At 60.8% G+C, this 23,918-nt stretch carries 35 protein-coding genes and 1 tRNA gene; 22 read left to right on the forward strand and 14 right to left on the reverse strand.

All coding sequences use genetic code 11. The features are described 5' to 3' along the window. Positions 1-60 precede the first annotated feature (60 nt). Positions 61-657 carry a VOC family protein gene (locus ACX3P1_RS20670; RefSeq protein WP_459081486.1) on the reverse strand — a complete coding sequence of 199 codons (597 nt, stop codon included), beginning with the start codon at positions 655-657 and terminating at the stop codon, positions 61-63. A 141-nt stretch (positions 658-798) separates the two neighbouring features. Beyond that, entirely contained in the window at positions 799-1,062 is a 264-nt protein-coding gene (locus ACX3P1_RS20675; protein WP_459081487.1) for a helix-turn-helix domain-containing protein, read from the reverse strand. A gap of 84 nt (positions 1,063-1,146) precedes the next feature. On the opposite strand from ACX3P1_RS20675, the gene ACX3P1_RS20680 reads away from it, so the two are divergent. Genes ACX3P1_RS20680 through ACX3P1_RS20695 form a run of 4 tightly spaced genes read left to right on the forward strand, consistent with a single transcriptional unit; the run spans position 1,147 to position 2,178 of the window. Beyond that, positions 1,147-1,476: a twin-arginine translocation signal domain-containing protein gene (locus tag ACX3P1_RS20680; RefSeq protein ID WP_459081488.1), complete on the forward strand. Its 330-nt coding sequence runs from the start codon at positions 1,147-1,149 to the stop codon at positions 1,474-1,476. Then, the gene (locus tag ACX3P1_RS20685; protein WP_459081489.1) at positions 1,473-1,772 is read left to right on the forward strand and encodes a hypothetical protein; all 300 of its coding nucleotides are present in this window, start codon (positions 1,473-1,475) and stop codon (positions 1,770-1,772) included. Before ACX3P1_RS20680 ends, ACX3P1_RS20685 begins: the two co-directional genes overlap by 4 nt. Further along, entirely contained in the window at positions 1,754-1,969 is a 216-nt protein-coding gene (locus ACX3P1_RS20690) for a hypothetical protein (protein ID WP_459081490.1), read from the forward strand. The genes ACX3P1_RS20685 and ACX3P1_RS20690 overlap by 19 nt, the downstream gene beginning before the upstream one ends. Further along, positions 1,960-2,178, forward strand: a complete 219-nt coding sequence (locus ACX3P1_RS20695) for a hypothetical protein (protein WP_459081491.1) — start codon at positions 1,960-1,962, stop codon at positions 2,176-2,178. The genes ACX3P1_RS20690 and ACX3P1_RS20695 overlap by 10 nt, the downstream gene beginning before the upstream one ends. A gap of 119 nt (positions 2,179-2,297) precedes the next feature. On the opposite strand, the gene ACX3P1_RS20700 is transcribed toward ACX3P1_RS20695, so the two are convergent. Further along, a tRNA-Leu gene (locus ACX3P1_RS20700) sits at positions 2,298-2,382 on the reverse strand. Positions 2,383-2,659: 277 nt separating this feature from the next. On the opposite strand from ACX3P1_RS20700, the gene ACX3P1_RS20705 reads away from it, so the two are divergent. Together ACX3P1_RS20705 and ACX3P1_RS20710 are read left to right on the forward strand one after the other, a co-directional pair. Then, entirely contained in the window at positions 2,660-3,247 is a 588-nt protein-coding gene (locus tag ACX3P1_RS20705; RefSeq protein WP_459081492.1) for a YqaA family protein, read from the forward strand. A 30-nt stretch (positions 3,248-3,277) separates the two neighbouring features. Then, positions 3,278-3,793 carry a disulfide bond formation protein B gene (locus tag ACX3P1_RS20710; RefSeq protein ID WP_459081493.1) on the forward strand — a complete coding sequence of 172 codons (516 nt, stop codon included), beginning with the start codon at positions 3,278-3,280 and terminating at the stop codon, positions 3,791-3,793. 38 nt (positions 3,794-3,831) lie between these two features. On the opposite strand, the gene ACX3P1_RS20715 is transcribed toward ACX3P1_RS20710, so the two are convergent. Then, positions 3,832-4,389 (reverse strand): HNH endonuclease, encoded by a 558-nt coding sequence (locus ACX3P1_RS20715; RefSeq protein ID WP_459081494.1) that lies wholly within the window; start codon positions 4,387-4,389, stop codon positions 3,832-3,834. Between the two features lie 128 nt (positions 4,390-4,517). Next, positions 4,518-5,159 carry a DNA-3-methyladenine glycosylase family protein gene (locus tag ACX3P1_RS20720; protein WP_459081495.1) on the reverse strand — a complete coding sequence of 214 codons (642 nt, stop codon included), beginning with the start codon at positions 5,157-5,159 and terminating at the stop codon, positions 4,518-4,520. 72 nt (positions 5,160-5,231) lie between these two features. Between ACX3P1_RS20720 and gluQRS the strand changes: the two genes are divergently transcribed. Both gluQRS and ACX3P1_RS20730 read left to right on the forward strand, forming a co-directional pair. Then, positions 5,232-6,107 (forward strand): tRNA glutamyl-Q(34) synthetase GluQRS, encoded by an 876-nt coding sequence (gene gluQRS / locus ACX3P1_RS20725; RefSeq protein ID WP_459081496.1) that lies wholly within the window; start codon positions 5,232-5,234, stop codon positions 6,105-6,107. A gap of 116 nt (positions 6,108-6,223) precedes the next feature. Beyond that, complete coding sequence (locus ACX3P1_RS20730) at positions 6,224-7,114, forward strand: DMT family transporter (protein ID WP_459081497.1); 891 nt, start codon at positions 6,224-6,226, stop codon at positions 7,112-7,114. Here the strand turns inward: ACX3P1_RS20730 and ACX3P1_RS20735 are convergent. Further along, the gene (locus ACX3P1_RS20735; RefSeq protein ID WP_459081498.1) at positions 7,081-7,935 is read right to left on the reverse strand and encodes a YihY/virulence factor BrkB family protein; all 855 of its coding nucleotides are present in this window, start codon (positions 7,933-7,935) and stop codon (positions 7,081-7,083) included. The two genes, ACX3P1_RS20730 and ACX3P1_RS20735, sit on opposite strands and share 34 nt — an antisense overlap. Positions 7,936-8,021: 86 nt before the next feature. Here ACX3P1_RS20735 and ACX3P1_RS20740 point away from each other — a divergent pair, with 86 nt between their 5' ends. The 7 genes from ACX3P1_RS20740 (at position 8,022) to ACX3P1_RS20770 (ending at position 13,517) form a co-directional block, all read left to right on the forward strand. Then, positions 8,022-8,855, forward strand: coding sequence for an SDR family oxidoreductase (locus tag ACX3P1_RS20740; protein WP_459081499.1), 834 nt, complete (start codon positions 8,022-8,024; stop codon positions 8,853-8,855). Positions 8,856-8,871: 16 nt separating this feature from the next. Beyond that, a complete protein-coding gene (locus tag ACX3P1_RS20745; protein ID WP_459081500.1) occupies positions 8,872-9,063 on the forward strand; it encodes a twin transmembrane helix small protein in 192 nt (63 codons plus the stop codon). Positions 9,064-9,087: 24 nt separating this feature from the next. Next, positions 9,088-9,669 (forward strand): cob(I)yrinic acid a,c-diamide adenosyltransferase, encoded by a 582-nt coding sequence (locus ACX3P1_RS20750; protein WP_459081501.1) that lies wholly within the window; start codon positions 9,088-9,090, stop codon positions 9,667-9,669. A 30-nt stretch (positions 9,670-9,699) separates the two neighbouring features. Continuing rightward, the gene (locus ACX3P1_RS20755; RefSeq protein WP_459081502.1) at positions 9,700-10,470 is read left to right on the forward strand and encodes a rhomboid family intramembrane serine protease; all 771 of its coding nucleotides are present in this window, start codon (positions 9,700-9,702) and stop codon (positions 10,468-10,470) included. Between the two features lie 198 nt (positions 10,471-10,668). Beyond that, complete coding sequence (locus ACX3P1_RS20760; RefSeq protein WP_459081503.1) at positions 10,669-11,418, forward strand: electron transfer flavoprotein subunit beta/FixA family protein; 750 nt, start codon at positions 10,669-10,671, stop codon at positions 11,416-11,418. A 150-nt stretch (positions 11,419-11,568) separates the two neighbouring features. Further along, positions 11,569-12,498, forward strand: coding sequence for an electron transfer flavoprotein subunit alpha/FixB family protein (locus ACX3P1_RS20765; RefSeq protein WP_459081504.1), 930 nt, complete (start codon positions 11,569-11,571; stop codon positions 12,496-12,498). A gap of 140 nt (positions 12,499-12,638) precedes the next feature. Further along, a complete protein-coding gene (locus tag ACX3P1_RS20770) occupies positions 12,639-13,517 on the forward strand; it encodes a 3-hydroxybutyryl-CoA dehydrogenase (RefSeq protein ID WP_459081505.1) in 879 nt (292 codons plus the stop codon). A gap of 23 nt (positions 13,518-13,540) precedes the next feature. On the opposite strand, the gene ACX3P1_RS20775 is transcribed toward ACX3P1_RS20770, so the two are convergent. Then, a complete protein-coding gene (locus tag ACX3P1_RS20775) occupies positions 13,541-13,840 on the reverse strand; it encodes a GNAT family N-acetyltransferase (RefSeq protein WP_459081506.1) in 300 nt (99 codons plus the stop codon). 153 nt (positions 13,841-13,993) lie between these two features. Then, positions 13,994-15,385 (reverse strand): PRC-barrel domain-containing protein, encoded by a 1,392-nt coding sequence (locus ACX3P1_RS20780; RefSeq protein ID WP_459081507.1) that lies wholly within the window; start codon positions 15,383-15,385, stop codon positions 13,994-13,996. 249 nt (positions 15,386-15,634) lie between these two features. Here ACX3P1_RS20780 and ACX3P1_RS20785 point away from each other — a divergent pair, with 249 nt between their 5' ends. After that, positions 15,635-16,552 carry a diacylglycerol/lipid kinase family protein gene (locus ACX3P1_RS20785; protein WP_459081508.1) on the forward strand — a complete coding sequence of 306 codons (918 nt, stop codon included), beginning with the start codon at positions 15,635-15,637 and terminating at the stop codon, positions 16,550-16,552. A 24-nt stretch (positions 16,553-16,576) separates the two neighbouring features. Here the strand turns inward: ACX3P1_RS20785 and ACX3P1_RS20790 are convergent, their stop codons facing one another. From ACX3P1_RS20790 to ACX3P1_RS20800, 3 genes are all read right to left on the reverse strand, one after another. Further along, positions 16,577-16,768 carry a hypothetical protein gene (locus tag ACX3P1_RS20790; RefSeq protein ID WP_459081509.1) on the reverse strand — a complete coding sequence of 64 codons (192 nt, stop codon included), beginning with the start codon at positions 16,766-16,768 and terminating at the stop codon, positions 16,577-16,579. An 83-nt stretch (positions 16,769-16,851) separates the two neighbouring features. Next, positions 16,852-17,313, reverse strand: a complete 462-nt coding sequence (locus ACX3P1_RS20795) for a hypothetical protein (RefSeq protein ID WP_459081510.1) — start codon at positions 17,311-17,313, stop codon at positions 16,852-16,854. A gap of 6 nt (positions 17,314-17,319) precedes the next feature. Beyond that, positions 17,320-17,646, reverse strand: a complete 327-nt coding sequence (locus ACX3P1_RS20800) for a DUF883 family protein (RefSeq protein WP_459081558.1) — start codon at positions 17,644-17,646, stop codon at positions 17,320-17,322. 183 nt (positions 17,647-17,829) lie between these two features. On the opposite strand from ACX3P1_RS20800, the gene ACX3P1_RS20805 reads away from it, so the two are divergent. Then, a complete protein-coding gene (locus ACX3P1_RS20805) occupies positions 17,830-18,231 on the forward strand; it encodes a response regulator (protein WP_459081511.1) in 402 nt (133 codons plus the stop codon). Here the strand turns inward: ACX3P1_RS20805 and ACX3P1_RS20810 are convergent. Together ACX3P1_RS20810 and ACX3P1_RS20815 are read right to left on the reverse strand one after the other, a co-directional pair. Then, complete coding sequence (locus tag ACX3P1_RS20810) at positions 18,204-18,752, reverse strand: sigma-70 family RNA polymerase sigma factor (protein ID WP_459081512.1); 549 nt, start codon at positions 18,750-18,752, stop codon at positions 18,204-18,206. The two genes, ACX3P1_RS20805 and ACX3P1_RS20810, sit on opposite strands and share 28 nt — an antisense overlap. A 2-nt stretch (positions 18,753-18,754) precedes the next feature. After that, positions 18,755-18,949 (reverse strand): NepR family anti-sigma factor, encoded by a 195-nt coding sequence (locus ACX3P1_RS20815; protein ID WP_459081513.1) that lies wholly within the window; start codon positions 18,947-18,949, stop codon positions 18,755-18,757. 190 nt (positions 18,950-19,139) lie between these two features. Here ACX3P1_RS20815 and ACX3P1_RS20820 point away from each other — a divergent pair, with 190 nt between their 5' ends. The 5 genes from ACX3P1_RS20820 (at position 19,140) to ACX3P1_RS20840 (ending at position 22,183) form a co-directional block, all read left to right on the forward strand. Continuing rightward, positions 19,140-19,934 carry a response regulator gene (locus ACX3P1_RS20820; protein ID WP_459081514.1) on the forward strand — a complete coding sequence of 265 codons (795 nt, stop codon included), beginning with the start codon at positions 19,140-19,142 and terminating at the stop codon, positions 19,932-19,934. A 72-nt stretch (positions 19,935-20,006) separates the two neighbouring features. Beyond that, positions 20,007-20,171: a DUF1328 domain-containing protein gene (locus ACX3P1_RS20825; protein ID WP_459081516.1), complete on the forward strand. Its 165-nt coding sequence runs from the start codon at positions 20,007-20,009 to the stop codon at positions 20,169-20,171. A gap of 227 nt (positions 20,172-20,398) precedes the next feature. Next, positions 20,399-21,424, forward strand: a complete 1,026-nt coding sequence (locus tag ACX3P1_RS20830; protein ID WP_459081517.1) for a sensor histidine kinase — start codon at positions 20,399-20,401, stop codon at positions 21,422-21,424. Between the two features lie 92 nt (positions 21,425-21,516). After that, positions 21,517-21,690 carry a hypothetical protein gene (locus ACX3P1_RS20835; protein ID WP_459081518.1) on the forward strand — a complete coding sequence of 58 codons (174 nt, stop codon included), beginning with the start codon at positions 21,517-21,519 and terminating at the stop codon, positions 21,688-21,690. A gap of 247 nt (positions 21,691-21,937) precedes the next feature. Next, positions 21,938-22,183 carry a YMGG-like glycine zipper-containing protein gene (locus ACX3P1_RS20840; protein WP_459081520.1) on the forward strand — a complete coding sequence of 82 codons (246 nt, stop codon included), beginning with the start codon at positions 21,938-21,940 and terminating at the stop codon, positions 22,181-22,183. A 57-nt stretch (positions 22,184-22,240) separates the two neighbouring features. Here ACX3P1_RS20840 and ACX3P1_RS20845 read toward each other — a convergent pair whose 3' ends face one another. Continuing rightward, positions 22,241-23,881, reverse strand: a complete 1,641-nt coding sequence (locus tag ACX3P1_RS20845) for a CHASE domain-containing protein (protein ID WP_459081521.1) — start codon at positions 23,879-23,881, stop codon at positions 22,241-22,243. Positions 23,882-23,918 lie beyond the last annotated feature (37 nt).

Consider the following 23,918-nt stretch of genomic DNA (forward strand, 5'->3'; position numbering starts at 1 on the left):
TGCTGCGCTTCATTGTCCGTCTCCAAAAGTGGGCGGACTCTACCAAAACATGGAGGAAGTTTAGGGTCTAAGGTCACACGCATCAATCTGATCTTTGGTTTCGAAAGCAAGGCCAACGGTTCCGCCGTTTGCGAAAGTGGCAGGTTCGCCATTGATCGGCTTCGTCAACATGAAACTAGCACCGTCTCGGATGTAGACGATGCGACCCTTCGCGTCGGCCTGACCCACATCTCCTCCCGACGCTGCCCGCGTTACAATTCGCATCACGTCGTCCGGGGAGTGCCTAATTTGGTTAACAGAGCGAGGGCGCGAGCGGTATGCTTTTTGTCGCAAAAGCACTTTCTCTCGGTTCTCCAAATAATGCTGACGGTACCGCTCAAGCATATACTCGTGATTGTCGCGATAGTAGGCGGCTTTGGCCACAGCAACCTGTGCTTTGTGTTTGTCACGATAGGTTTTTCGATAGGCTCGCATTTTTTCTGCATTGGAGTGGCTCCAAAGGCGGTCTCTCTCTCGGCATCCGTCGCGATTGGCTAACTTCCATCGGTTCTTAATTTCCCGCGCATTTTCCGGGTGAGCCTCGCGCCATTTTTTTGAAGATGCCCTGCAGCGGGCCTTCTTCAATTCGCTCTCAGCCGGTGTTAGTATCGCTTTCACGACGGTCGCTCCATTTGGAGCCCCCGATTGCCGACTATGCCTGCAATACGTGATTCGTTCCACGGCCCTGGCGAACAAGAGGACTGATCCCTCGCCATGGCGCCCAACCCTGTTGCCCCATCCGCCGGCAAAATGGGAGCGTCAATCCTTTTGAAGGCGTACCCCAGGGCCTCCCGTTATCATTTCGCCGTCGGCAAGGAAGACGACCTTATTGGCCTCTAGCGCGCTCACCATCGCGTGCAGATTGTTTTGGACCGGGACAGATCGACCCGCTTCAAAGTTTCTCACTGTCGACAAACCTACCTTGGCGGCTCGCGCTAGATCATCCTGGGAGAGGTTTGCCAACGCTCGGCCGGCTCGACATTGTTCGGGGGTCACGTTCGCTCCTACAATCAATTCCGTCATCTATAACGAAAACCGTTTGACATTGCCAGATACAACTAATAGCGTTGTCATTAACGTTAATCGTTATATAAGGGAGTACGCACTATGACGAACGACGCCACGCGGGCGACCGCTGAAGCTATGCCTACAATCAACCGCAGACGCTTTCTGCTCCATACGGCGACGACTGGTGCCGCTCTTGCTGTCGCTGTTCCGGCGACCGCTGCCGAGCCAGAATTGTCGCCGCGCGAACAAGCTATCTGGCACATGCGTGAATTGGGTCGCCTCGTTCGTGAGGGCGGAGGTCAGGATGTCGTCGTTCAAGCGATTGGCAAATATACCTGCAATGAAGATTGCCGCCTGATCGGCATCCACTTTAGCGGACGCTTGACTTGCGATGACAACATGTTCGCCCCGAAGGGTGATGCATCATGAGCGCCGCTCCCGAACTGCTCACCTATTACGATCTGGAAAGCGAACTGAACGACGCGGTCAGCATGTCGGAAGTCGCCTGCGATCTAATTGAAAATGCACAATGCGCGGCGAACAGAACTGCGAGCGGCTACGCTCTGACGGCCGGCGAAATGCGCCTCATGTCGTTCTCGATTTACCACGCCAACAGTTTAGCGCTGAAACTCAAGAAGAAGTGGGACGAGGTTCACGATGTGGCGGGGAGGACGCGGTCATGTGCCGCTTTGTCCCCCAAGGCGACATGGGCGCTGCCAAATTGATGGATTGCAGCTATCAGGCCCAAGCCATCATCCACCTATGTCAGTTCGTCGCCAACCGCATATCGGACGATGACCAGGCTGTACGGCTCGGAGCCGAGATAGATCTGGCTCTTGCTGTGGCAGGTGAGTTTCTCGGCATCGTGCACGACGCCCTCGAAACCCACGAAGGCTTGAAAGGCGGTGCGTCATGCGACTGATCCGCTTCCTTGCCGCGCTCGTCTTGCTCAAGGCGGGGTTCGCTGCGCTGGATGCTGCCGTCTGGCTTCATCACCGGGTTGCAGAAAAACCCGCTGATGGCTCGCGGCCGGACCCGTATCGCCCCATCGAACGCATACTTCTCGGCTCTATCGTCAGCCTTGGCATCTGCCCCTTATGGATATGGATCAGTGCGAGGGCAGGACAATGAGTCAGCGCGGCGTTTATCAACAGTTAATCGAACAAGATTAAATAGGGGGACAGAAGGGAGGGCGGAATTTTCTTGATTTCCCCTATCATATTGAAAATACACGATAAATAGCATTTAAGTGGTGCGGGTGGCCGGAATCGAACCGGCACTCCTTTCGGAACTGGATTTTGAGTCCAGCGCGTCTACCAATTCCACCACACCCGCACAGGCGTTGCCCGTCCCTGCCTGAAGCGAGGGACCGGCTGCCGGAACGCGCGCCCCGCACCCTTTCAGGCTGCGGGAACAGTCACCGACAGTAGATGGCGCGAACTACACGGCCCGACCCCTGTCCGTCAACTGGATTGCATCTCTCGTTTCCGGCAAAGCAGCCGTTACCCCTCTCTGCCGGCCCGCCAGGCCCCGTTTTCGATTTCGTGAAGACGCCGCCATTGTGCGGCACCGGGATTTTTCCTATTCAGGCGGCGCACTTCGAGGGAACACCATGCTTCGCGGACTTTATGACTGGACCTTGTCGCTGGCGGCACGGAAATCCGCCGAATGGTGGCTCGCCCTCATCGCCTTCGTGGAAAGCTCGGTCTTCCTGGTGCCGGCGGACGTACTGTTCCTGCCGATGGCGCTTTCGCGCCCCAGCCGCGCCTATCGCTATGCGCTGATCGCCACCGCCGCGTCGGTGCTGGGCGGCATCGCCGGCTGGTTCATCGGAAATTACGCCTATGATGCCGTGGCCCGGCCGATCCTCGAATTCTACGGCAAGTTCGACGAGTTCGAGCACCTGCGGCTGTCTTCGGGCGACGGTATCATCCTGCTGATGCTGGTCACCTCCGGCCTGGCGCACCTGCCGCCCATCAAGGTGGTGACGATCCTGGCCGGCGTGGTCGGCTTTCCGCTCGGCTGGTTCATCGTCTCGGCGATCGTGGCACGCGGCGCGCGGTTTCTTTTCCTGGCCTGGCTGCTGCGCCGATACGGCGAACCGATTCGCGACTTCATCGAAAAGCGGCTGGGCCTGATTGCGGGCGTCGCGGCGGCGGTCCTTATTCTCCTCTACTTGCTCGTCAAATATGCCATCTGAACATTGCCGCAAGGCAACTGGAGCGCAGTCATGATCTCGACCCTCGATGCCGCCGAAAGCCGCCGAAAGCTGACGGCCCTGTTCCTCGCAGTCGCGATGGCTGCCGTCGTCGGCTCGGCGCTCGGTTTCCAGTACATAGGCGGCTACATCCCCTGCAAGCTCTGCTACGAACAACGCATTCCCTATTATGTCGGCATACCGCTGATGGTGCTGGCGGTCGGAGCGTGTGCGCTTCGCCTGCCGGCCTGGCTGTCGCGCATCCTGCTCGCCATCGGCGGCCTGCTGATGCTCTACGGTCTCGGTCTGGCTATCTATCATTCGGGCGTAGAATGGGCCTGGTGGGCCGGCCCGACCGACTGCACCGACGTCGCCGGTCCTGTCGACACGGGCGGCAACGGCGTGCTGGATGCGCTCGAAAAATTCGTGCCGCCATCCTGCGACAAGGCGGCGCTGCGCATCCTCGGCCTGTCCATGGCCGGCTGGAACGCCATTGCGAGCCTGATCCTGGCCTTCGTCGCGCTGCGCGCTGCATTTTCTCGCGATTGAGCCGCCAGATGGCCGGCATTCCGTATGCCAGAACGACTTCAAGGTTCGAGTTCGACATCCCAGTAGAGATAATCGAGCCAGCTTTCGTGCAGATGGTTCGGCGGAAACAGGCGGCCATTATTGTGCAAATCGTGCACCGTCGGCTGATAGGGTTTCTGGCGGGGCCACATCTTGGCCTGGGCCGGCATCAGGCCACCCTTGCGCAAATTGCAGGGCGAGCAGGCTGCCACCACGTTCTCCCACGTCGTTGCCCCGCCGCAACGACGCGGGAGAACGTGATCGAAGGTGAGATCCTCCGGCGTCCCGCAATATTGGCACTGGAAGCGGTCGCGCAAAAATACGTTGAAGCGAGTGAAGGCGGGGTGCCTTGACGGCTTCACATAGGCCTTCAGGCTGACGACACTCGGAACTTTCATCGAGAATGTCGGCGAAGAAACCGCGTGCTCGTACTCTGCGACGATGTTGACCCGGTCGAGAAACACCGCCTTGATGGCATCCTGCCACGACCAGAGCGACAAGGGGTAATAGCTGAGCGGACGGTAATCCGCGTTCAGCACCAGTGCAGGAAGCCCATTCGCAGAGACGGCGACCGTCACGTTCCCGACCTCCTTCGCTTTCGATCCGAACGTCACCGATACTGTAAGCCCGACATGACAGGGATGTGAAGCGGATTGTCGGCTGGACGATGCGGTAAACGGCCTGTCTGCAACGTTTTTTTAGCGTCTCACGCCGGCGGAACGGCCTCGCGGCCCTTCAACTCCCGGTAATAGGCCCAAAAAAGCCGGGCAGCGACCCCGCGCCAGGGCGACCATGATTCGGCAATAGTGATCAGCGCCTTTTCCGGCGGGCGTGGCGCAACGCCAAGCGCATGGCCGACCGCCGTTTGCAAGGCGACATCGCGCGCGGGGAAAATATCGGGATGCCCGGCGGCAAACAAAAGGTAAACCTCGGCCGTCCACGGGCCGATCCCCGGCACGGCTACCAGCAAGGCCATCGCTTCTTCCGCGTCGAGCGAACACAGGTGATTGAGGTCGAGGCCATCGGCCACAGCCTGCGCAACCGCGACCAGGCCGCGCTGCTTCGGGCGCGACAGCCCAGCCTCGCGAAACACGGCCTCGCCCGACGCAAGGATTGCCAGCGGCGTCAGCGGATCGACCAACCGGGTCAATCGGCCAAAAATGGCATCGGCGCTGGCGCGCGACACCTGCTGCGAAATGACGATCGAGGCAAGGCTGTGAAATCCCGGCTTCGACAACCGGAGCGGGACCTCGCCGGCCTTGTCACGCACGGCTTTCAGGCGCGGGTCCAGCAAGCAAAGCGCGTCGAGGCCGTTGCCTATGTCATCGAGCGTTGCAATGCGCTGCATGGTTCCCTTGTCCCGTCCTTCGGGGCAAAGTAGCAATCGGCGGAAGCACCGCAACCCGATTAACGCCGAAGGATGAACCTCCTGACATTCCGCTTCGCGCCCAGCCCCAACGGCGAATTGCATCTCGGCCACGCCTATTCCGCGCTGCTCAACCAGAAACTGGCGAAAAGAACCGGCGAACGGCTGTTGCTGCGCATCGAGGATATCGACACGGCACGGTGCACGCCCGCGTTTGAGGCAGGCTTTTTGCGCGACCTGGAGTGGCTTGGCATCGAGTGGGAACGGCCGGTGCGGCGGCAATCGGAGCATTTCGCCGAATACGAGGCCATCCTTGAACGGCTGATTCGCGAAGAACTGGTCTATCCGGCCTTCATGAGTCGAGGCGAAATCCGCGCTTTCATTGCCGGCAGCGACAGCAAGGGGCGGGACTGGCCGGCCGACCCGGACGGCGTGCCGCTCTATCCCCCTTCGGACAAGACGATCCCGGCGAGCGAGCGCCGCCGGCGTATCGCCGAAGGCCACCCTTTCGCCTGGCGGCTGGATATGGCGGCAGCGATCGCGCGTATCGGCAGCAAGCTGGCATGGACCGAATATGCCGACGAGAGCCTGACAGCGGAAGTCAGCGTTGAGGCCCGCCCGCAGGACTGGGGCGACGTCATCCTGGCCCGGCGCGACCTGCCGACCAGCTATCACATGGCGGTCGTTGCCGACGATGCGCTGCAAGGCGTCGAGCATGTTGTGCGCGGGCGCGATCTGTTTCTCGCCACGTCCGTGCAGCGCGTGCTTCAGGAACTGCTCGGCCTGCCGCAACCCGCCTATTTTCACCACCGGCTCATTCTGGATGCCGACGGCCGCAAGCTGTCGAAAAGCCTGCGCGACACCAGTCTTGCCGCCTTGCGGGCAGACGCGGTCACGCCGGACCGCATCCGGCAGATGGTCGCAATCTGACCGCGCCGAAACCGTCATCAATTCCCGTTATCCTATGGTTCAACCGTTTCGCTTTGCTTGTTGCGAAGAACCGCACTACAGGCAGCCCTCCTTCTTCCAGCAATGGCCGGGCCGAAATGCACAGTCTCAAGCGGTTCATTCCCGCCACTTTCGTCATTTTGTGGGCGACCGGTTTCATCGGCGCGCGCTACGCCATGCCCTGGGCGGAACCGTTCACCTTCCTGTCGATGCGCTTTGTCGTGGCTGCGGCGCTTCTGGTCGCCATCGCCACCCTGATCGGCGCGAAAAGAGCAAATCGCGACGAGGCCATGCACGCCATGATCGCGGGCATGCTGATCCACGGCGTCTATCTCGGCGGCGTGTTCTGGGCAATCCATCGCGGCATGCCGGCCGGCCTCTCGGCGCTGATCGCCGGACTGCAGCCGCTGACTACGGCCGTGCTGGCGGGCAAATTGCTGGGCGAAAAAATCCTGCCGCGCCATTGGATCGGCCTGGCGACGGGCTTTGCTGGCGTCGTCGTCGTGCTATGGCCGCGGCTCGGTGAGATGGGCAGCGGCATCACGGCGGAAACCCTTGCCGCCTCGGTCGTGTCCGTGCTCGGGATAACGCTGGGCACGATCTGGCAGAAGCGCTTTGCGGTGAGCGGCAATCTCGCTGCCACCACGGTCTGGCAATATGTCGGCGGGGCACTGGTGGTGGCTTTGGGCTCGCTTCTATTCGAAGCGCGCACGGTCGTCTTCAACGGGGAACTTTTCTTCGCACTCGCCTGGCTGGTGCTGGTACTGTCCATCGGCGCGGTCTTCCTGCTGATGGTGATGATCCGCAACGGCGAAATGTCCAAGGTCGCCTCGGTGTTCTACCTCGTGCCGGCGGTAACGGCGGTGATGGCCTGGGCGCTGTTCGGCGAAAAGCTCGATCCCATCCAGATCGTCGGCATGGCGATCACCACCTTTGGCGTGGCGCTGGCGACCGCTCAGCCCGGAACCCGCGCCCTCGCCTCGAGATAGCGGGTGATCGCGGCGTTGAACTCGCCGCCGAGGATGAAGATCGCCGAGACGATGTAGAGGAACACTACCGCGATCATGATCGAGGCGAGACCTGCATAGGTCGTCACATAGGAAGAGAAATGGTCGAGATAGGTGGCGAAGATGGTCGATCCGATCAGCCAACCGACCAGGGTGAAAACGATGCCGGGGACGATGGACAGGAAGCGCCTTTTGCCGAGCGGCAACCAATAGTGCACGGCGAACAATCCGCCGATGATCACCATCGACGCGATGATGTAGCGCCATAGCGTGAAGGTGCCCATGTAGGGCTTGATCCATTCGAAATGGGCCTCGGCCAGCCGCGCCAGGATTGGCGCCAGGACCAGCAGCACACTGATGATCACGAACCCGACCGTGGCGATGATCACGAAGAAGAGGCTCTGCGCCCGCCTGTAGAGGATGCCGCGCGTTTCGACCACGCGGTAGGCCCGGTTGAGCGACGTGCGCAGCGCCTCGATGCCGTTCGAGGCAAAATAGCCCGCCAGCAACACGCCATAGGTCAACAGGTCGGTGCGCTGTACGGTAAGGACGTTGAGCACTTCGCGGGCGATCGGCTTGGCGATCTGCTCCGGCCAGGTATCGAACACCAGATGCACGGCCGTGTCGGCAAATGCCTGCGCACCCAGGAACGAGGCCAGCGTGGTCGCGAAGATGAGGAACGGAAACAGCGCCATCAGCGCCGTAATGGCCAGATGACTGGACATGGCCCAGCCGTCATCGTTGTTGAAATGACCAAGCGCATCGTAGACCACGCGTTTGAAGGCAACGATGTTCCTCAACAAGAAAGCTTCCTGCGATTGTTTCCGGGCCGCGAATATGGGAAGGGATTGCGGTAAATGGCAAGCCTTCAGGGAGCAACGGCTTTCAGGTGAAAGAGTTGCGCACAATCATCGTCACCGGTGCTTCGTCAGGGGTCGGCGCTTATTGCGCCCGGGCCTTGCGCGCCGATGGCTGGCGGGTATTCGCGACGGCGCGCAAAAGCCGCGACATTGCAGCACTCGAAGCCGAAGGCATCGAAGCCTTACCCCTCGACTACCGCGACGCTCACTCGATCGAGACGTTGGTGGCGACGGTACTGGAGAAAACCGGCGGCAGGCTCGACGCGCTCTACAACAACGGCGCTTATGCGCAGGCCGGCGCCGTCGAGGATATTCCGGTCGAATTGCTGCGCGAGCAGTTCGAGGCGAACTTCTTCGGCTGGCACGATCTGACCCGACGTATCGTGCCGGCGATGCGCAGGCAGGGACACGGCCGCATCGTGCATTGCTCGTCCATCCTCGGCCTCATGCCCCTGCCCTATCGCGGTGCCTATTGCGCGTCGAAATACGCGCTGGAGGGGCTGATGCTCAGCATGCGCCAGGAATTGGCCGGCACCGGCATTCATGTCTCGCTGATCGAGCCGGGTCCGGTCGTCTCCGACCTGCACGACAACGGCATGCCCTTTTTCATGGACAGGATCGATCACGAGAATTCCGCCCACCGCCAGGCCTATCGCAGGCAGATGGACCAGTTACGATCGGGACCGACAAAAGGCCGGGCAAAGGCCGGCCCGCATGTCGTCTATGCCGCACTGAAGCACGCGCTTCTTTCGCGGCGTCCGCGTCCACATTATGTAGTAACACTACCCGCGAGAGCGGGCATCCTTCTCAAGCGCATTCTCCCGGCATCGCTGTTTTACCGGCTTGTCGCCAGAACCAACTGATCGAACTGGAACGGCCATGGGCACTGTCTTCAATATCTTCGCTATCCTCGTCATGGTTGCGGTCGTGGCCGTGCTTGGGCGCGGCCTCTTCAACATGATGCGCGGCGGCGACGCCATGACCTCCAACAAGATGATGCAACTGCGTGTGCTATTGCAGTTCATCGCTATCGTGCTGCTGCTGCTGGCCGTTTATTTCACGCGCAAATAGCAATACCCGGATCGGATTCTGGCCTTGGTCAAACTCAACAAGATTTACACCCGCACCGGTGACAACGGCACGACGGGCCTGGGAACCGGAGAGCGGCGGCTGAAGTCCGATGCTCGCGTGGACGCCTACGGCACTGTGGACGAGGCCAATGCCTGCATCGGCATGGCCCGCGTCCACACGGCGCAAACCCACCCGGTGCTGGACGCCATGCTTGGCCGCATCCAGAACGACCTATTCGATCTCGGCGCCGACCTTTGTTGCCCCGACGACGGCAAGCCGCTCGACTACGAACCGTTGCGCATCACCGCGACGCAGGTGGCGCGGCTGGAACAGGACATCGACCTCCTCAACAAGGAATTGCAGCCGCTGCGCTCCTTCGTGCTGAACGGCGGCTCGCCGGCCGCAGCCGCGCTGCACCTGGCCCGCACGGTGGCCCGGCGCGGCGAGCGCCTGATGGTCGGCCTGGGGCAGAACCCGGCCGAGCCGGTCAATCCCGAAGGCATCAAATACATCAACCGGGTTTCGGACCTGTTGTTTGTCGCGGCGCGCACGGTCAATGACAACGGAAATGCCGATGTGCTATGGGTGCCGGGCGAGAACCGCTGACATTTCCGCCGGCGAGCGGGGGAGTATTCGATGTTTATCCCGCTCTACGACACCAACCATCTGCGCACCATCCGGCTGCAATATGTCACCTTCATCCTGATCGGCATCAACGTCGCGGCTTACCTCGCAACGAAGATCGGCGGTGAAAACTTCACCAATGCCGCCGTTCTCGGCCTCAGCTTCATCCCGTCGGTGATCCATAATACGGCGGAACTGTCGCCCCAGTTCGTCATCATTCCCGAAAACCTGAGCTACCTGACCTATTCGTTCCTGCACGCCGATATTTTCCATCTCGGCGGCAACATGCTGTTCCTGTGGGTATTCGGCGACAATGTCGAGGATGCGCTCGGCCATTATCGCTTCCTTCTTTTCTACGTGGCCTGCGCCATCGGCGGCGCTTTTTTCCACGGCCTGGTCGCGCCTGATTCCCAGGCGCCGCTTATCGGCGCTTCCGGCGCTATCGCGGGCGTCGTCGTGGCCTATCTCATCCTTTTTCCGCGCGTGAAAATCTGGATTCTGGCCTTCGGCCGAATCCCGCTGCGCATCCCGGCCTATATCCCGCTGGCGCTGTGGATCCTGCTCCAGTTCGCTATGTTCGTGCTCGGCGGTGAGGACCAGATTTCCTGGGCCTGCCATATCGGCGGGATCATTTCCGGTGCCGTGCTGGTGTTGTTGTTGCGACGCCGCAACGTGCCTTTGACGGACGAGGCCATCGTCGTGCCGGTTGCCATCGACCCCGAGCAACCCGTCGTCCTGCAGCCGGCCGACCGGCAACCTCCATCGCGCTGGGGACGGCAATGATTCAACCGATTTTGGTTGCCTCGGCATATTGACGTATAGACGGGCCACAATTACCGTCCGCGCGCTTGTGGAAGCCCCCTCCGCCACTGAGACGGCTGAACAACGGAATTTCCATGAAAAATGTCGGCTTTCGACAACTTCGAGGGAGCGCGTGCTGCTACGGCTCGCTCCAAACCATCGGATAAAGGTGACAAGCAGATGAAAGTCCTGGTGCCCGTCAAGCGTGTTGTCGATGCGAACGTGAAGGTCCGCGTGAAGGCCGATGGGTCGGCGGTGGAACTTGCCAACGTCAAGATGGCGATGAACCCGTTCGACGAGATCGCGGTCGAAGAAGCGATCCGGCTCAAGGAATCCGGCAAGGTCGAGGAGATCATCGTCGTTTCGGTCGGACCGCAGCAGGCGCAGGAAACGCTGCGCACGGCGCTCGCCATGGGCGCCGACCGCGCCATCCTGGTCAAGACCGACGAGCAGACCGAGCCGCTCGGCGTCGCCAAGGTGCTGAAGGGCGTAGTCGAGGCGGAACAGCCCGGCCTGGTCATCCTCGGCAAGCAGGCGATCGACGACGATTCCAACCAGACCGGCCAGATGCTGGCGGCGCTGCTCGGCTGGGCGCAGGGCACGTTTGCCTCCAAGATCGAGCTTTCCGGCGACAAGGCCAAGGTCACGCGCGAGGTCGATGGCGGCCTGCAGGCCCTGGAGTTGACGATGCCCGCCATCATCACCGCCGATCTTCGGCTCAACCAGCCGCGCTATGCCTCGCTGCCCAACATCATGAAGGCCAAGAAGAAGCCGCTGGACGAAAAAACCCCGGCCGATTTCGGCGCCGACGTGACGCCGCGCCTCAAGATCTTGAAGACCGAGGAACCGAGCGGCCGCAAGGCGGGCGTCAAGGTCAAGAGCGTCGCCGAACTGGTCGACAAGCTGCGCAACGAAGCCGGCGTGCTCTGAGGATTTGAGGTGAGGCCGGGCTGCAAATGGCGCCGTCCTCCGCTTCCGGTGCTCACGTACTAAAGTACGCTCCGCTCCGGTCCTCGAACGTCACCATTTTCGCTTCGGCCTGACCTCAAATCAGGCACCCGATGAAGTAAGGAAAAAAGAATGGCTATTCTTCTGATTGCCGAACACGACAACGCTACCCTTTCCGACCAGACCGCCAAGGCGCTGTCGGCCGCCCTCCAGATCGGTTCGGACGTGCATGTGCTGGTAGCCGGCAAGGGCGCGAAGGCTGCGGCCGACGCCGCCGCCAAGCTCAAGGGCGTCACCAAGGTGCTGCTGGCCGAAGCCGACGAACTCGCCCAGCAGCTTGCCGAACCGATGGCAGCCCTGGTCGTGTCGCTGGCCGGCGGCTACGACACCATCGTCGCTGCGGCGACCTCGACCGGCAAGAACGTTGCGCCCCGCGTCGCGGCCCTGCTCGACGTGGCGCAGATATCCGAGATCATCGAAGTGGTTTCGCCCGACACCTTCAAGCGGCCTATCTATGCCGGCAACGCCATCCAGACGGTGCAGTCGGGCGAGGCCAAGAAGGTCGTCACCGTGCGCACCGCCGGCTTCCAGGCAGTTCCCGAAGGTGGCTCCGCCTCGGTGGAAACCGTCAAGGCCGCGAGCAATCCCGGCCTTTCGACCTTCATCGAAAACAAGCTGTCGGAAACCGACCGTCCGGAACTGACCTCGGCCAGGATCATCATTTCCGGCGGCCGCGCGCTCGGCTCCGCAGAAAAGTTCCAGGAAGTCATCCTGCCGGTGGCCGACAAGCTGGGCGCGGCGGTGGGCGCGTCCCGCGCCGCCGTCGACGCCGGCTATGCGCCGAACGACTGGCAGGTCGGCCAGACCGGCAAGGTGGTCGCGCCCGACCTCTACATCGCCTGCGGCATTTCCGGGGCGATCCAGCATCTTGCCGGCATGAAGGATTCCAAGGTCATCGTCGCCATCAACAAGGACGAGGAAGCCCCGATCTTCCAGGTCGCCGATTACGGCCTCGTCGCCGATCTTTTCGTCGCCCTACCGGAACTCGAAAAGGCGCTTTGACGCTTTCCTTCTAACCGTATTACACTGGTCCGCGAAAGGCGGGGAGGCGAACGCCTCCCCGCCTTTCTAGTTGCGCTGCACAAAAAACAGGCTAGTTTGCACTGCACAAAAAATGAGCGGCGGGTTAACGGGATCAGGTCATGAGCAAGATTGAAACGATCGGCATCATCGGGGCTGGCCAGATGGGCGGCGGCATTGCCCATGTGTCGGCCCTGTCCGGATATAACGTGCTGATCTACGATATCTCCGTCGACCGCATCGAAAAAGGCATCGCCACCATCAACGGCAACATGGCCCGCCAGGTTGGAGCCGGCAAGCTGGAGGAAAAGATCCGCAAGGACGCCATGAGCCGGATCTCCACGGCAGCATCAATGGCCGATCTCGCCGGCGCGGATTTGGTCATCGAGGCGGCGACCGAGGACGAAACCGTCAAGCGCAAGATTTATGCGCAGCTTTGTCCGCAGCTCAATCCCGAGGCGATCCTCGCCACCAACACCTCGTCCATCTCCATCACCCGCCTTGCGTCGCAGACCGACCGGCCGGAGCGCTTCATCGGCATCCATTTCATGAATCCGGTGCCGCTCATGAAACTGGTCGAACTGGTGCGCGGCATTGCGACCGAGGACCAGACCTTCGAGGCGGCCAAGGCCTATGTGACCCGGCTGGACAAGGCGATCACCGTGTCGGAAGATTTTCCGGCGTTCATCGTCAACCGCATCCTTTTACCGATGATCAACGAAGCGATCTACACGCTCTACGAGGGCGTCGGCTCCGTCGAAGCCATCGATACCGCCATGAAGCTCGGCGCCAACCATCCGATGGGGCCGCTGCAACTGGCCGATTTCATCGGCCTCGACACCTGCCTGTCGATCATGCAGGTGCTGCATGACGGCCTGTCGGATTCGAAATACCGCCCCTGCCCGCTTCTGGTAAAATATGTCGAAGCGGGCTGGCTGGGCCGCAAGACCGGACGCGGCTTCTACGACTATCGCGGCGAGCATCCGGTTCCGACGCGCTAGAATATCACCGCGCCAGTTATAAATCACCGGGAGAGCACGTCTACCCATTCCTTGTGGCGCTGGAACTGGGCGGCAGCGAACGGGCATAGCGGAATGATTTTCTTGCCTGCCGCGCGGGCGTCCTCGACGGCCCTTGTCACAAGCCGCAATCCCGCGCCCTGCCCGCGAAAGGCGTCCGGCACGCCGGTATGATCGATGATGATCTGTTTTTCGCCAACCTTGGTGAAAGTCATCTCCGCTTCGGCTCCGTCCGGCCCGCGCAGCACATAACGGCCCTTCGAGCCATTGTCTTCCAGTTCTATCTCCGGCAGTTGTTCCGTCATTGCTTCCTGTCCTTCCTTCGTTCGCGGCAAGAATTACACTCCAAAAGTGAACAATGCGAACGGCATGGTTCACGGTGAAGAGGAACCGATTCAAAAAAAAGCCCGCGCCGGATAAGCGCGGGCTTTCGTCATTCAAGCTACCGAAGCGCGGTGCTACTGCAGCATCATGCGCTGCTCGTCGCGCTTTTGCGCATAGCTGCCCTTGTCATAGGGAGCCTGCTTCTCCAACTGGTCCTTGGTGAAGGCCGTATAGAGATATTTGTTGCCGTCCTTGTCGGTCATGAACTTCAGATTGTCCATGCCGACGGCAACTTGCTTCTCGCCCATGCCGAGGAACCCGCCAACGTCGACGATCACGGCGTCGACCTTGCCGTCGGTTGAAAGCGCGACATCGCCGATCTCACCAACATTGGCGTTGTCGGCGCCATAAACCGTCGTGCCCACCAGCTCCTTGCTGGTTATGTCACCGACCGGCATTTCGGTCAGGGCCGACTTGTCGATCGCAGCCGTTTGTGTCGCATCGGCGGTGGCGTCCGCAGCCGGCGCTTCCTGCGCCGTATCCGTGGAAGGCGCGACTGTCGTGGTATCGGCCGGGGCCGCAGCCATGGGCGCCGGAGCGGTCACGTCGCTGGAGGCCGCTGCCGCAGGCGCGGGCGCGGGATCATAGGCCTTGCGGTCGAAGGCCGGCAGCGCCGTCAGTTCTTCCTTGCTGCCTTGGACAACCAGCCAGCGGTCGTTGTCCTTGGTCGCCCACTGCGCCTTGTCGTAGTCGAAGGCAACGCTCTTCTGGCCCAGGCCGAGGAAGCCGCCAACCCCGATGACGAGCGACTGCGCCTGACCATCCTTGGCCACCACGATGTCGTTCACCTCGCCGATATTCTCGGCATCGTCGCCGGTACCGTTATAGACGTTCTCGCCGATGATCTGGCTGGCAAGGTTACCCTCCACCTTGACGACCGGGGCGGTATCCGCCGGAGCCGTCTCCGTCTGTGCCGTATCTGCCGAAGGGGCCGTTGCGGTGCCGTCTGCCGGCGCCGCAGGAGCCATGGCGCTGTCTGCCGGCGCTGTGGTTGTGGTATCGGCTGGAGCGGTAGCGGCCGGCGCCTGTGCAGCCGTGGGCTCATAAGGTGCTGGATCGAAGGCTGGCTGCGCCTTTAGTTCGTCCTTGCTGGTTTCGGCCACCAGCCAGCGGTCGCCGTTCTTTTCGGCCCACTGAAGCTTGCTGAAGTCATAGGCGACCTTCTTTTCGCCAAGGCCGAGGAAACCGCCGACGCCGATGACCATGGCTTTCGCCTTGCCGGCATCATCGAAAACCACATCGCTTACCTTGCCGATGCTTTCGGCATCGTCTGCGGTTCCGTTATAGACAGATTCACCGATGATACTGGTCGTGAGGCTACCATTGGCGGGTGTTACGATGGCAGCGGGAGCCGTTGGCTGCACCGCCGGGGTCGTGGTTTCAGCCGGCGCCGTGCTGTCCTGGGCGTAAGCACCCGATACCAGAAGCGTTGCTAATGCGGTCGTAGCCATAAGTGTGCGGAACATGATAGTCTCTCCTTGTATGTGAAAACGTGCACGCCGCGTCCGTTGAACCGTCGCTGGGAATGTCGGGCGCGGCATCTGCAGGTTCACAACGTCGCGACCCACTTCTTGTTCCGAATTTGCTGGGGTCGAATTGCTTCGAGTGTGCGGCCGGCCCAATCCGCCTTTTGGAAAAGGCAACTTTCCCGGCTTCGCGCCGTTCATCGAACAGCCGGCCATTCGCGCCGGCTTTATCGCGCGACGGGAGCGGCCATGAAATTTGCGGCAGTGCTAAACAGGGACGGGGGAACCCTCAGAACGACCGATCTCCCTGCCTTTTGCGAGCGCATGCGCGAAACGCTGGAAGCCGCCGGCCACTCCCTCACCGTCGATGTCGTGGCAGGCGGCGATATCGCCAAAGCCCTCGACCAGGCGGTCGCCAAACGCGGTATCGACGTGGTGTTGGCAGGCGGCGGCGACGGAACGATTTCAGCTGCTGCGGCACGCCTGATGGGAAAACGCAAGGCGCTCGCCATCCTCCCTGCCGGCACCATGAACCTGTTCGCGCGCGGGCTCGGCATTCCCCAGGACATGGACGGTGCCATAAAGGCGTTTGCCGGCGGCAGGATCATGCCGATCGACATGGCGAGCGCCAACGGCGAACCTTTTGTCCATCAATTCTCGATCGGCATGCACGCCAAAATGGTGCAGTTGCGCGACAGGATGGAGTTCGGCTCGCGGCTGGGCAAAATCCGGGCTTCAGCCCGCGCGGCGTGGACGATCCTCAACGACCCGCCATCCATGCAAGTGACGCTGGCCATCGGTGAAACGAAGACGAGGCTTCGCACCAGCGCAATCGGCATCACCAACAATCTGTTTGGCGAAAGCACGCTGCCCTATGCCGAAAACCCCGCCGGCGGCACGCTCGGGGTCTATGTGACCACGACGCGGCAGCGGGGCGAACTGATCCGGTTCTTTCTCGGCGTCGCGCGCGGAAAATGGCGCGACAACCAGCATGTCGACATCACCCGGACCGACAAAGTGGTTCTGGAAATCCATTCGGCCAGCAAAAAGTTGTATGCGGCCATGGACGGGGAATTGATAAAGCTGAAGCCGGAAACCGTCTTCGAAATCCATCCCGGCGCGCTCAACGCGCTGGTGCCGCAGGCCACGCCATCCAAGGCGGAGTAAAACCTGTTCCACAGGCCCGCATGGTCAGCCTTTCGGAATCTGCCCCTGGCTAGTGCCAGTGTCGCCGGCAGGCGTCGTGTTGTCTATCGTTTCGCCATAAAACTCGGCGGCTCCCCATGCTATGGTGGCCAGAACGAGCGCGATAATCAGGACCCAGAGAACCCGAAGGCCCCTGCCCCCCTGCCTGGCTTTCTGCCCGGGAATGATTTTGGTCATCGTCGGCCTCCATGTCCTTGTGCTCATGGAACGCCTGGGCACGCAGGATAATGGTCGCCTGCCGGTAAGGTTCCGGGCACGCTCTATTCCGGGCGATCCGGTCCGGTGTCACCGTCGGTCTTTGTGTTCTCGCGATAGATCGCATAGGCGGCGGCAGCTATTGCAGGCATCAGAAGGGCGCCAAGCCCTCCCTTGCCGCGCAGCAGCGTCGGCACGACCGCCAGTGCGGCGGTAACGCCGACCGCCGTCATGTCGGTCTTGCGGCGCTTCACCTGCCGTTCACGCCGGCTGCCGGCGGTAAGCTTGAAAATCAGGAGGATCAGCCCGCCCAGAACCAGAAAGCCAGCCCCGAAACAAAGGGCAGCGGTAACGGCGCCATGGATACGGGCCACATAAATGTAGGCCGCGCCGACCAGAAAGCCCACTCCGCACAGTGCAGCCACCGACGAAAGAGCATAGGCGATGAGGGCCAGGCGCGCACGCCGCAGGGCGGCAACCGTTTCGCCCGAGGCCAGTCCCGCGATCAGCGATGCAAGCGTCCCCATGGGCGGTTAGCGACGCGTAAGCAGGGCAAAAAGGAAGCCGACGCCGGCAGCGATGGCCAGCGAGGTGACCGGCTTTTCACGCACGCTGGCGACGATCTGCGCCTCGATATCCTGCGCGCTTCCGCGCAGCGATCCCAGCGCTGCTTCGCCCTGCGCCCGAAGTTGCTCGACGCCTTCCGTCGCTGCGCGCTTGGCCGCGCCATAACCGTGCTCGCCGGTCGCGGCTAGCTGCTTGGTAAGTTGCTCTATATCGGCCTTGAGCTGGCGGATATCGGCTTCCATATCCGCATTCGGGTTGCCGATATTCTCGGACTTTCCAGTAGCTGCCATTATCTGCTCCTTCATTTGCCCGGTATGAACGTCCGGTGCGGGCCAAGGTTCCGTCGTTCCCCATTGAAGGGGTGCCGATGCGATTATGTCGCGTTGCAGCATTTTGTGAAGCCGGAGTGTCATTTTTAAATGACGCTCCGCCGAATTTCCTCCATGAGGAGCCGCCAACGGATGGAGTTAACCTATTTGTCATCATTGCTTGACGGCCTGCGCATTCTCCTCCTCGAAGACGAGTTGCTGATCGCCATGGACGTGGAACAGCTTTGCATCGACCATGGCGCAAGCGAAGTCACGATCGTGCGAAGCCTGGACGGGCTGGATCAGGCCGGCATTGCCGGTCGGTACGACGCCGCCATCGTCGATCTGATGCTGGGAGGCGTCTCCACCCTCGATTTCGCGCAACGCCTCAAGGACTGCGCGGTGCCGTTCGTTTTTGCGACCGGCTATTCGGAAACCGACGAAATCCGGTCGATCTTTCCCGGCATCGCACTCATTGAAAAGCCCTATGCCGGCGCCGATCTGGTCGAAGCGGTCGCGGCGAGCTTCCGCCGGCCGAGCCCTCAGTTGGTCGATATGCCCATTACCTGAGCGGAGATCGCATCCGGCCCGTACTCGTCCTCGCCGGATATTTTCAGGATTTCCTGAAGCTTCGAGCGCGCGCGGCTGACCCGGCTCTTGATCGTGCCTACCGCGCAGCCACAAATTTCCGCAGCTTCTTCGTAGGAGAAGCCCGACGCTCCAATCAAAACGATCGCTTCGCGCTGGTCTTCCGGCAACCGTTCCAGCGCGGAGCGAAAATCCTTGAGGTCGAGTTGCCCGTGCTGGGCAGGATGAACGGCCAGCCGCGCGGTCATGATGCCGTCGCTATCCTGCACCTCGCGGCCGCGCTTGCGCATCTGCGAATAAAATTCGTTCCGCAAGATAGTGAACAGCCAGGCCTTGAGATTGGTGCCCATCTGGAAGCTTTCATGCTTGTCCCAGGCCTTCACCAAAGTCTCCTGGACCAGATCGTCCGCCTTGTCGGCGTTCTGCGACAGTGACACCGCAAACGCTCGCAAACTCGGAATGGATGCGAGCAAATCCGTCTTGAATGCCTGTGAGACGGCCATCGTCACCCCTTCTTCGCTGAGGGCTCGGCCTGTTCCAACTGCGTGAGCAACTGGGCGAAGCGATCCGGCACCTCATCGGAGACCAGATCGTCGTAATATTGCTTCAATTTTCGGCCGATTTCTGAATTCGGCCCCAATGGATCACCAAACGGGCCTCGACGCACGGCGCCCGCCGGATATTGTGTTTTTTCTTTCATCAGTCCCCCAACAGGCCCAAAACGCTATTCCCCGCTTGTTTATGCACATACAACGCCCGATAACGCCAGTCGGCGAAAGAAGTTCCCGCCTGACGGAACTTTTTACACCGCCTCACGTTTGTAAGACCGGGCTTGCAATCCGACCGGTCTGCATCCTGTTCGAAGACGTCATTTGAGGGAAACATCAACCATGAGCCTATCCGCGACAATTGCACCGCATCTGCCATTCTTGCGCCGCTTCTCGCGCGCGGTTTCCGGTTCGCAGGAGAGCGGCGACGCGCTCGTAGCCGCCATGCTCGAAGCCATCATCGCCGATGTGGAGATCTATCCGCAAGCTTCCAGCGAGCGCATCGCGCTCTACAAGATTTTTGCCAAGCTGTTCACGTCGGTCGCCATCCGGGTTCCGCAAGAACAGGCCCAGTCGGCATGGGAGCAACACGCCGCCGCCAATTTGAACGCATTGGCGCCGCTGCCGCGCCAGGCTTTCCTGCTGGTCGCAGTCGAAGGCTTTTCGGAACAGGAAGCCGCCGAAATTCTAGGCGTCGGCGAAGACGATTTTTCGGATCTGCTTTCGCAGGCCAGCAACGAAATCTCCCGCCAGGTGGCAACCGACATCCTGATTATCGAAGACGAACCCCTGATCGCCATGGATATCGAAGAGATGGTGGAAAGCCTGGGGCACCGCGTTGTCGGCACCGCGCGCACCCACAGTGAGGCGGTCGCGCTTTTTGGCAAGACCCGCCCGAAAATGGTGCTGGCGGATATTCAGCTTGCCGATGGAAGTTCGGGCATCGATGCCGTCAACGAAATCCTGTCGTCGACCTCCGTCCCGGTCATCTTCATTACGGCATTCCCCGAACGCCTCCTCACCGGCGAGCGCCCGGAACCGGCGTTCCTGGTCACCAAGCCGTTTAACCCCGATATGGTCAAGGCACTGATCAGCCAGGCCCTATTCTTCGACAGGCAGGCAAAAGTGGCGGCCTGACCGGTCAAGACTTTACGGCGGAACAATTAGCCTGGCATCGCGTTTTGCCTGTAACAATTGCAAGGGTGAATCATGCTTTATTGGGCGCTTGTATTTCTGGTGGTGGCAATCATTGCCGGCGCGTTGGGTTTTGGCGGGATAGCAGGCGCATCGGCGGGACTGGCCAAGATTCTTTTCTTCATCTTCCTGGCGTTCCTGGTGATTTCGCTTATTGCCGGCATTTTCAGGCGAGCATGAGCGCCTGGAGCATCCAAGGGAATGTTCTCGTGCGGACTGCAGGACACTCCAATGCCAAACTGGAAGCCGCCCCCCTCAAACGGTTTCCAGCCGCCGCCGGGTGATATTCTTCGGGATGTCGCCCGGCGGAACTTTTATCGCAACTCCTTTCCGGCTTGGACCGAGGTCCACTGGAACCCTATCCCGTCACAGCCGTTCAGCTGGTCATGTAGTAAACTGGTTGGCAGATGATTTCCGAAGCCGGAGACGGCCATAAAGCCCATGCAGGCGATGAAATCGTCGCGTTGCCCGCTGAGAGGGAAGCGCAGCTCGACCGTGCCTTGCTTCACGCGCTGCGCAATGCCGGTATTTCAGTGCTCTATCAGGATCGCACCCTCAAAATTGTCTGGTCCCGCAATATGCGCACGCCATTGGCGACGGAAGAGACCGCCGGTGGGGCGATGACGCCCATGCAGGGGGAGCGGATCGACGCTGCCCGCCGCGATGTTCTGGCTTCGGGTAATCCCCTGCGCCTCGAGATAAACGTCCCCGGCCCCAACGGCCTGCGGTGGTTCGAGATATGGATCGATGCGGACCGGGATGACGATGGCTCGATCGTCGGCGTGGTAACGACGAAAGTCGAGATGACGGAACAGAAGCGGCGCGAACAGACGCTGAAGACCCTGCTGCGCGAAGTCAGCCACCGATCGAAGAACCTCTTGGCGATCATTCAGAGCATCGCCACCCAGACCGGACGCTATTCCGACACCCTTGCCGAGTTTCTCGCGCGGTTCCGGGGGCGCCTGCATTCGCTGTCGTCGTCGCAGGACCTGGTGACGTCGTCGAACTGGCGCGGCGCGGAACTGCATGAACTCGTTTCCGGACAAGTCAGCCGTTATGGTGCCAATCCGAAGCAAAGCCTGCGGTTCAGTGGCGACAATCCTTACCTCAATCCCAACGCCGCGCTGCATATCGGCCTTGCCATGCACGAATTGGCGGTCAATTCGGTCAGCTACGGCGCACTTTCACAGCCCGACGGCTTTGTGGAAATCACGGCGCGGCTGCTTACGTCCGACACTGGCGAAAAAACGCTCTCGCTGGTCTGGATAGAAATCGTCGGCATCAACACCCGCCATGAGCACAAGAAGTTCGGCAGCGTTGCTTTGGAACGGATCGTGCCTTCGTCGCTGAACGGAACATCGTCGCTCGAGATCGTGGGCGGCCGGCTGGAGTATCGGTTGACCGTTCCGCAAGGCAATTTCGAAACGGATTAGGACCAATTCCGCTCTGTTAACGTACCATTTACCATAAATGCCGATGCTGCCCTTGCAGGCCGATCGTGGCTATTCATCGGATGGAGGCGGGCTTGACTGTCACCGATATGAACAGACTGGAACATGCCGCCCGCCTTTCGATGGGCGGGTTCGCCGATGCCGATGCGCCTGCCAAACCCTTGCCGCACACCGGCAATCTTCGCGTCGCGGCACTCGCAGTCGTTGCGATAGCGTTGCTCGTGCTGGGCGCATTCGTCTGGGCCTAGGCCTGCAGCGCAACCGATTTAAGCTCGCCCCGAGAAAAAACCTTGCAGGCAATGAAATCGCGCGTGGAACATTCCGTGCGTCAGAGCGTTCCTGAACCCAACAACTGCAGACCCGATCTTCGAAGGCGGGAGAGCCTTTTCACCAAGCTGTATCGCCCTTCAGAGGGTGCTAGGCAGATTCCACGGCCGCATGATATAGAGGCGCCGGGACGGTCATCGAGAGACAGAAAATGAGAGGAGTGCGTTTATGAGGAAAATAGCTCTTGCCCTGGTGGCGATAGTTGCATTGAGCGGTTGCACCACGACCGAACAGGACGTTGGTGTCGGAACCGCAGCCGGCGCGGTAATTGGCGGTATTGCCGGCGGCGGCAAGGGCGCGCTGATCGGCGCGGCCGTAGGCGCTGGTTCAGGCCTTTTGGTGCGCAACCTTCGTAATGGCTATTGCCAGTACAGGGATCATAACGGCCGCATCTATACCGCTCGCTGCAGATAATCCGCTATTATAGCGCTACCAATAAAAGGCCGGCTCGACCGGCCTTTTTTTCGACGGTTACTCGGGCAGCGGGATAATAATTGCGACCTTCAGCCCATCCTGCTTGAAATCGCGGATGATGGAACCGCCCAGTTCGCGCGTAATATTGATGTCGATCAGTTTGGTGCCGAAGCCCGTCTCGACAGGAGCTTCCAGCTGCTTCTGACCCGTTTCCTGCCAGTCGAGCATGAGCTTGCGGCTGCGCGAACGCCCTTCAAGCCGCCAGCGTATCCTGATTGCGTCCGCCAGTTTGCCGGCATCGCCATATTTCAAGGCATTGGTAGCCAGTTCGTGAAAAGTCAGGCCAAGCGCCTGCGTCGTCGTCTCATCCAGCAGGACCTGCGGCCCAGCCAGCAGGCTGTCCGGCAAATCCTTTCCGAAAACCTGGCCAAGCTCGATGCGCAACAGGTCGCCCAGGTCCGCCTTCTGCCAGCGCGAGCGCGTCAGCATGTCCTGGGAAGCGGCCATCGCCTGCAACCTTGCCGAGAACGACGACGCGAATTCGCCGATCCCGTCTGATCCCGCCGCGGTCTGGCGCGCGATGGCAAGAACGCGCGCAATCAAATTCTTGATGCGGTGCTTCATCTCCTGAAGCATCAGTTCCTTTTCCAGCAGGCTCTTCTCGGTTGTCTCATGCAGCGACGACGCCGCCTCGTAGGCCCGTTGCTGGAAGCGGGCAACCAGCGCGATCGCACCCGCAAGCAACAGGCCCAAAAGCCCCAGCATGACGGGTATGGCGCCAGACGACGGCGGCGAGAACGTGCTTGTCGGCCGGAAAAGAACTTTCCACTTCCTGTCTGCCACGGTGAGTTCTCTCGTCACCAGAAGCTTCTCGCCGAGGCCAGACGACGGCGGCGTCTCGGACCGGAACAGAAGATTGTCCTTGGCATCGCTATCATCATAAATTTCGACATTGACCGGCAGCAACGGCGCCTTGTTGAGCGCAACCTGGAACAATTGCGCGCTGCGGAAAACCGCATAGAGAACGCCACTGGGAGCGTGGCTGGCCGCCACCCCCTGACCCGACGCCCCACCTTGACCCGGTGTCGGTTCCGCCCCAATGCGTAAAAACGCCAGGAACCCGGTAAACAGATCGCCGCTTCCCGAGACCTTGCCCAGGGTAAGCCGCCCGGTTGCGTGCGGCTCATCGTCCAGCAGGGCGCGCTTGATCGCCGGCTTGCGCAGGGGATCGGTCAGCATGTCATAACCTAGCCCCGCCATCTTGCCGCTGGCCAGAGGTCCGAAAAGAACGGTAGGCGCCCGCCAGTCGGATTTCGAAGTCGGAAATATCGCCCGGTCGAGCCCGTAATTGGCGCGGATTTCCTGCTCCGCGCCTGCTTCGTCGCCGGCTTTTACCAATCGCAAATAGCCAATGCCGCGCAGCCCGGCAAAATTCTGGTCGACATCGATGGCCCTGAAAAACCCATCGAACTCGTGACGGGAAATTTCCCCGTGGCGGGCATCGATCAGGGCCTGCGTCGTTCGCAACAGGGACAAATGCAGGTTGATGCGGCTCTCGATGCGGGAGAGCGCATCGTCGGCGGTCGCCTCGAACTTGATACGGGCCGCTTCCTGCGTCGCGAAATAAGCGAACCCCGCCATGGTCAGGCTGATAAGCGCTACCGCAACGAACGCGACGATCGGAAAAAGCTTCTTCAACTGCAGATTTGACCCATGAATACTCCAAGCCTTCTTA

It is taken from the genome of Mesorhizobium sp. A623 (assembly GCF_054489405.1).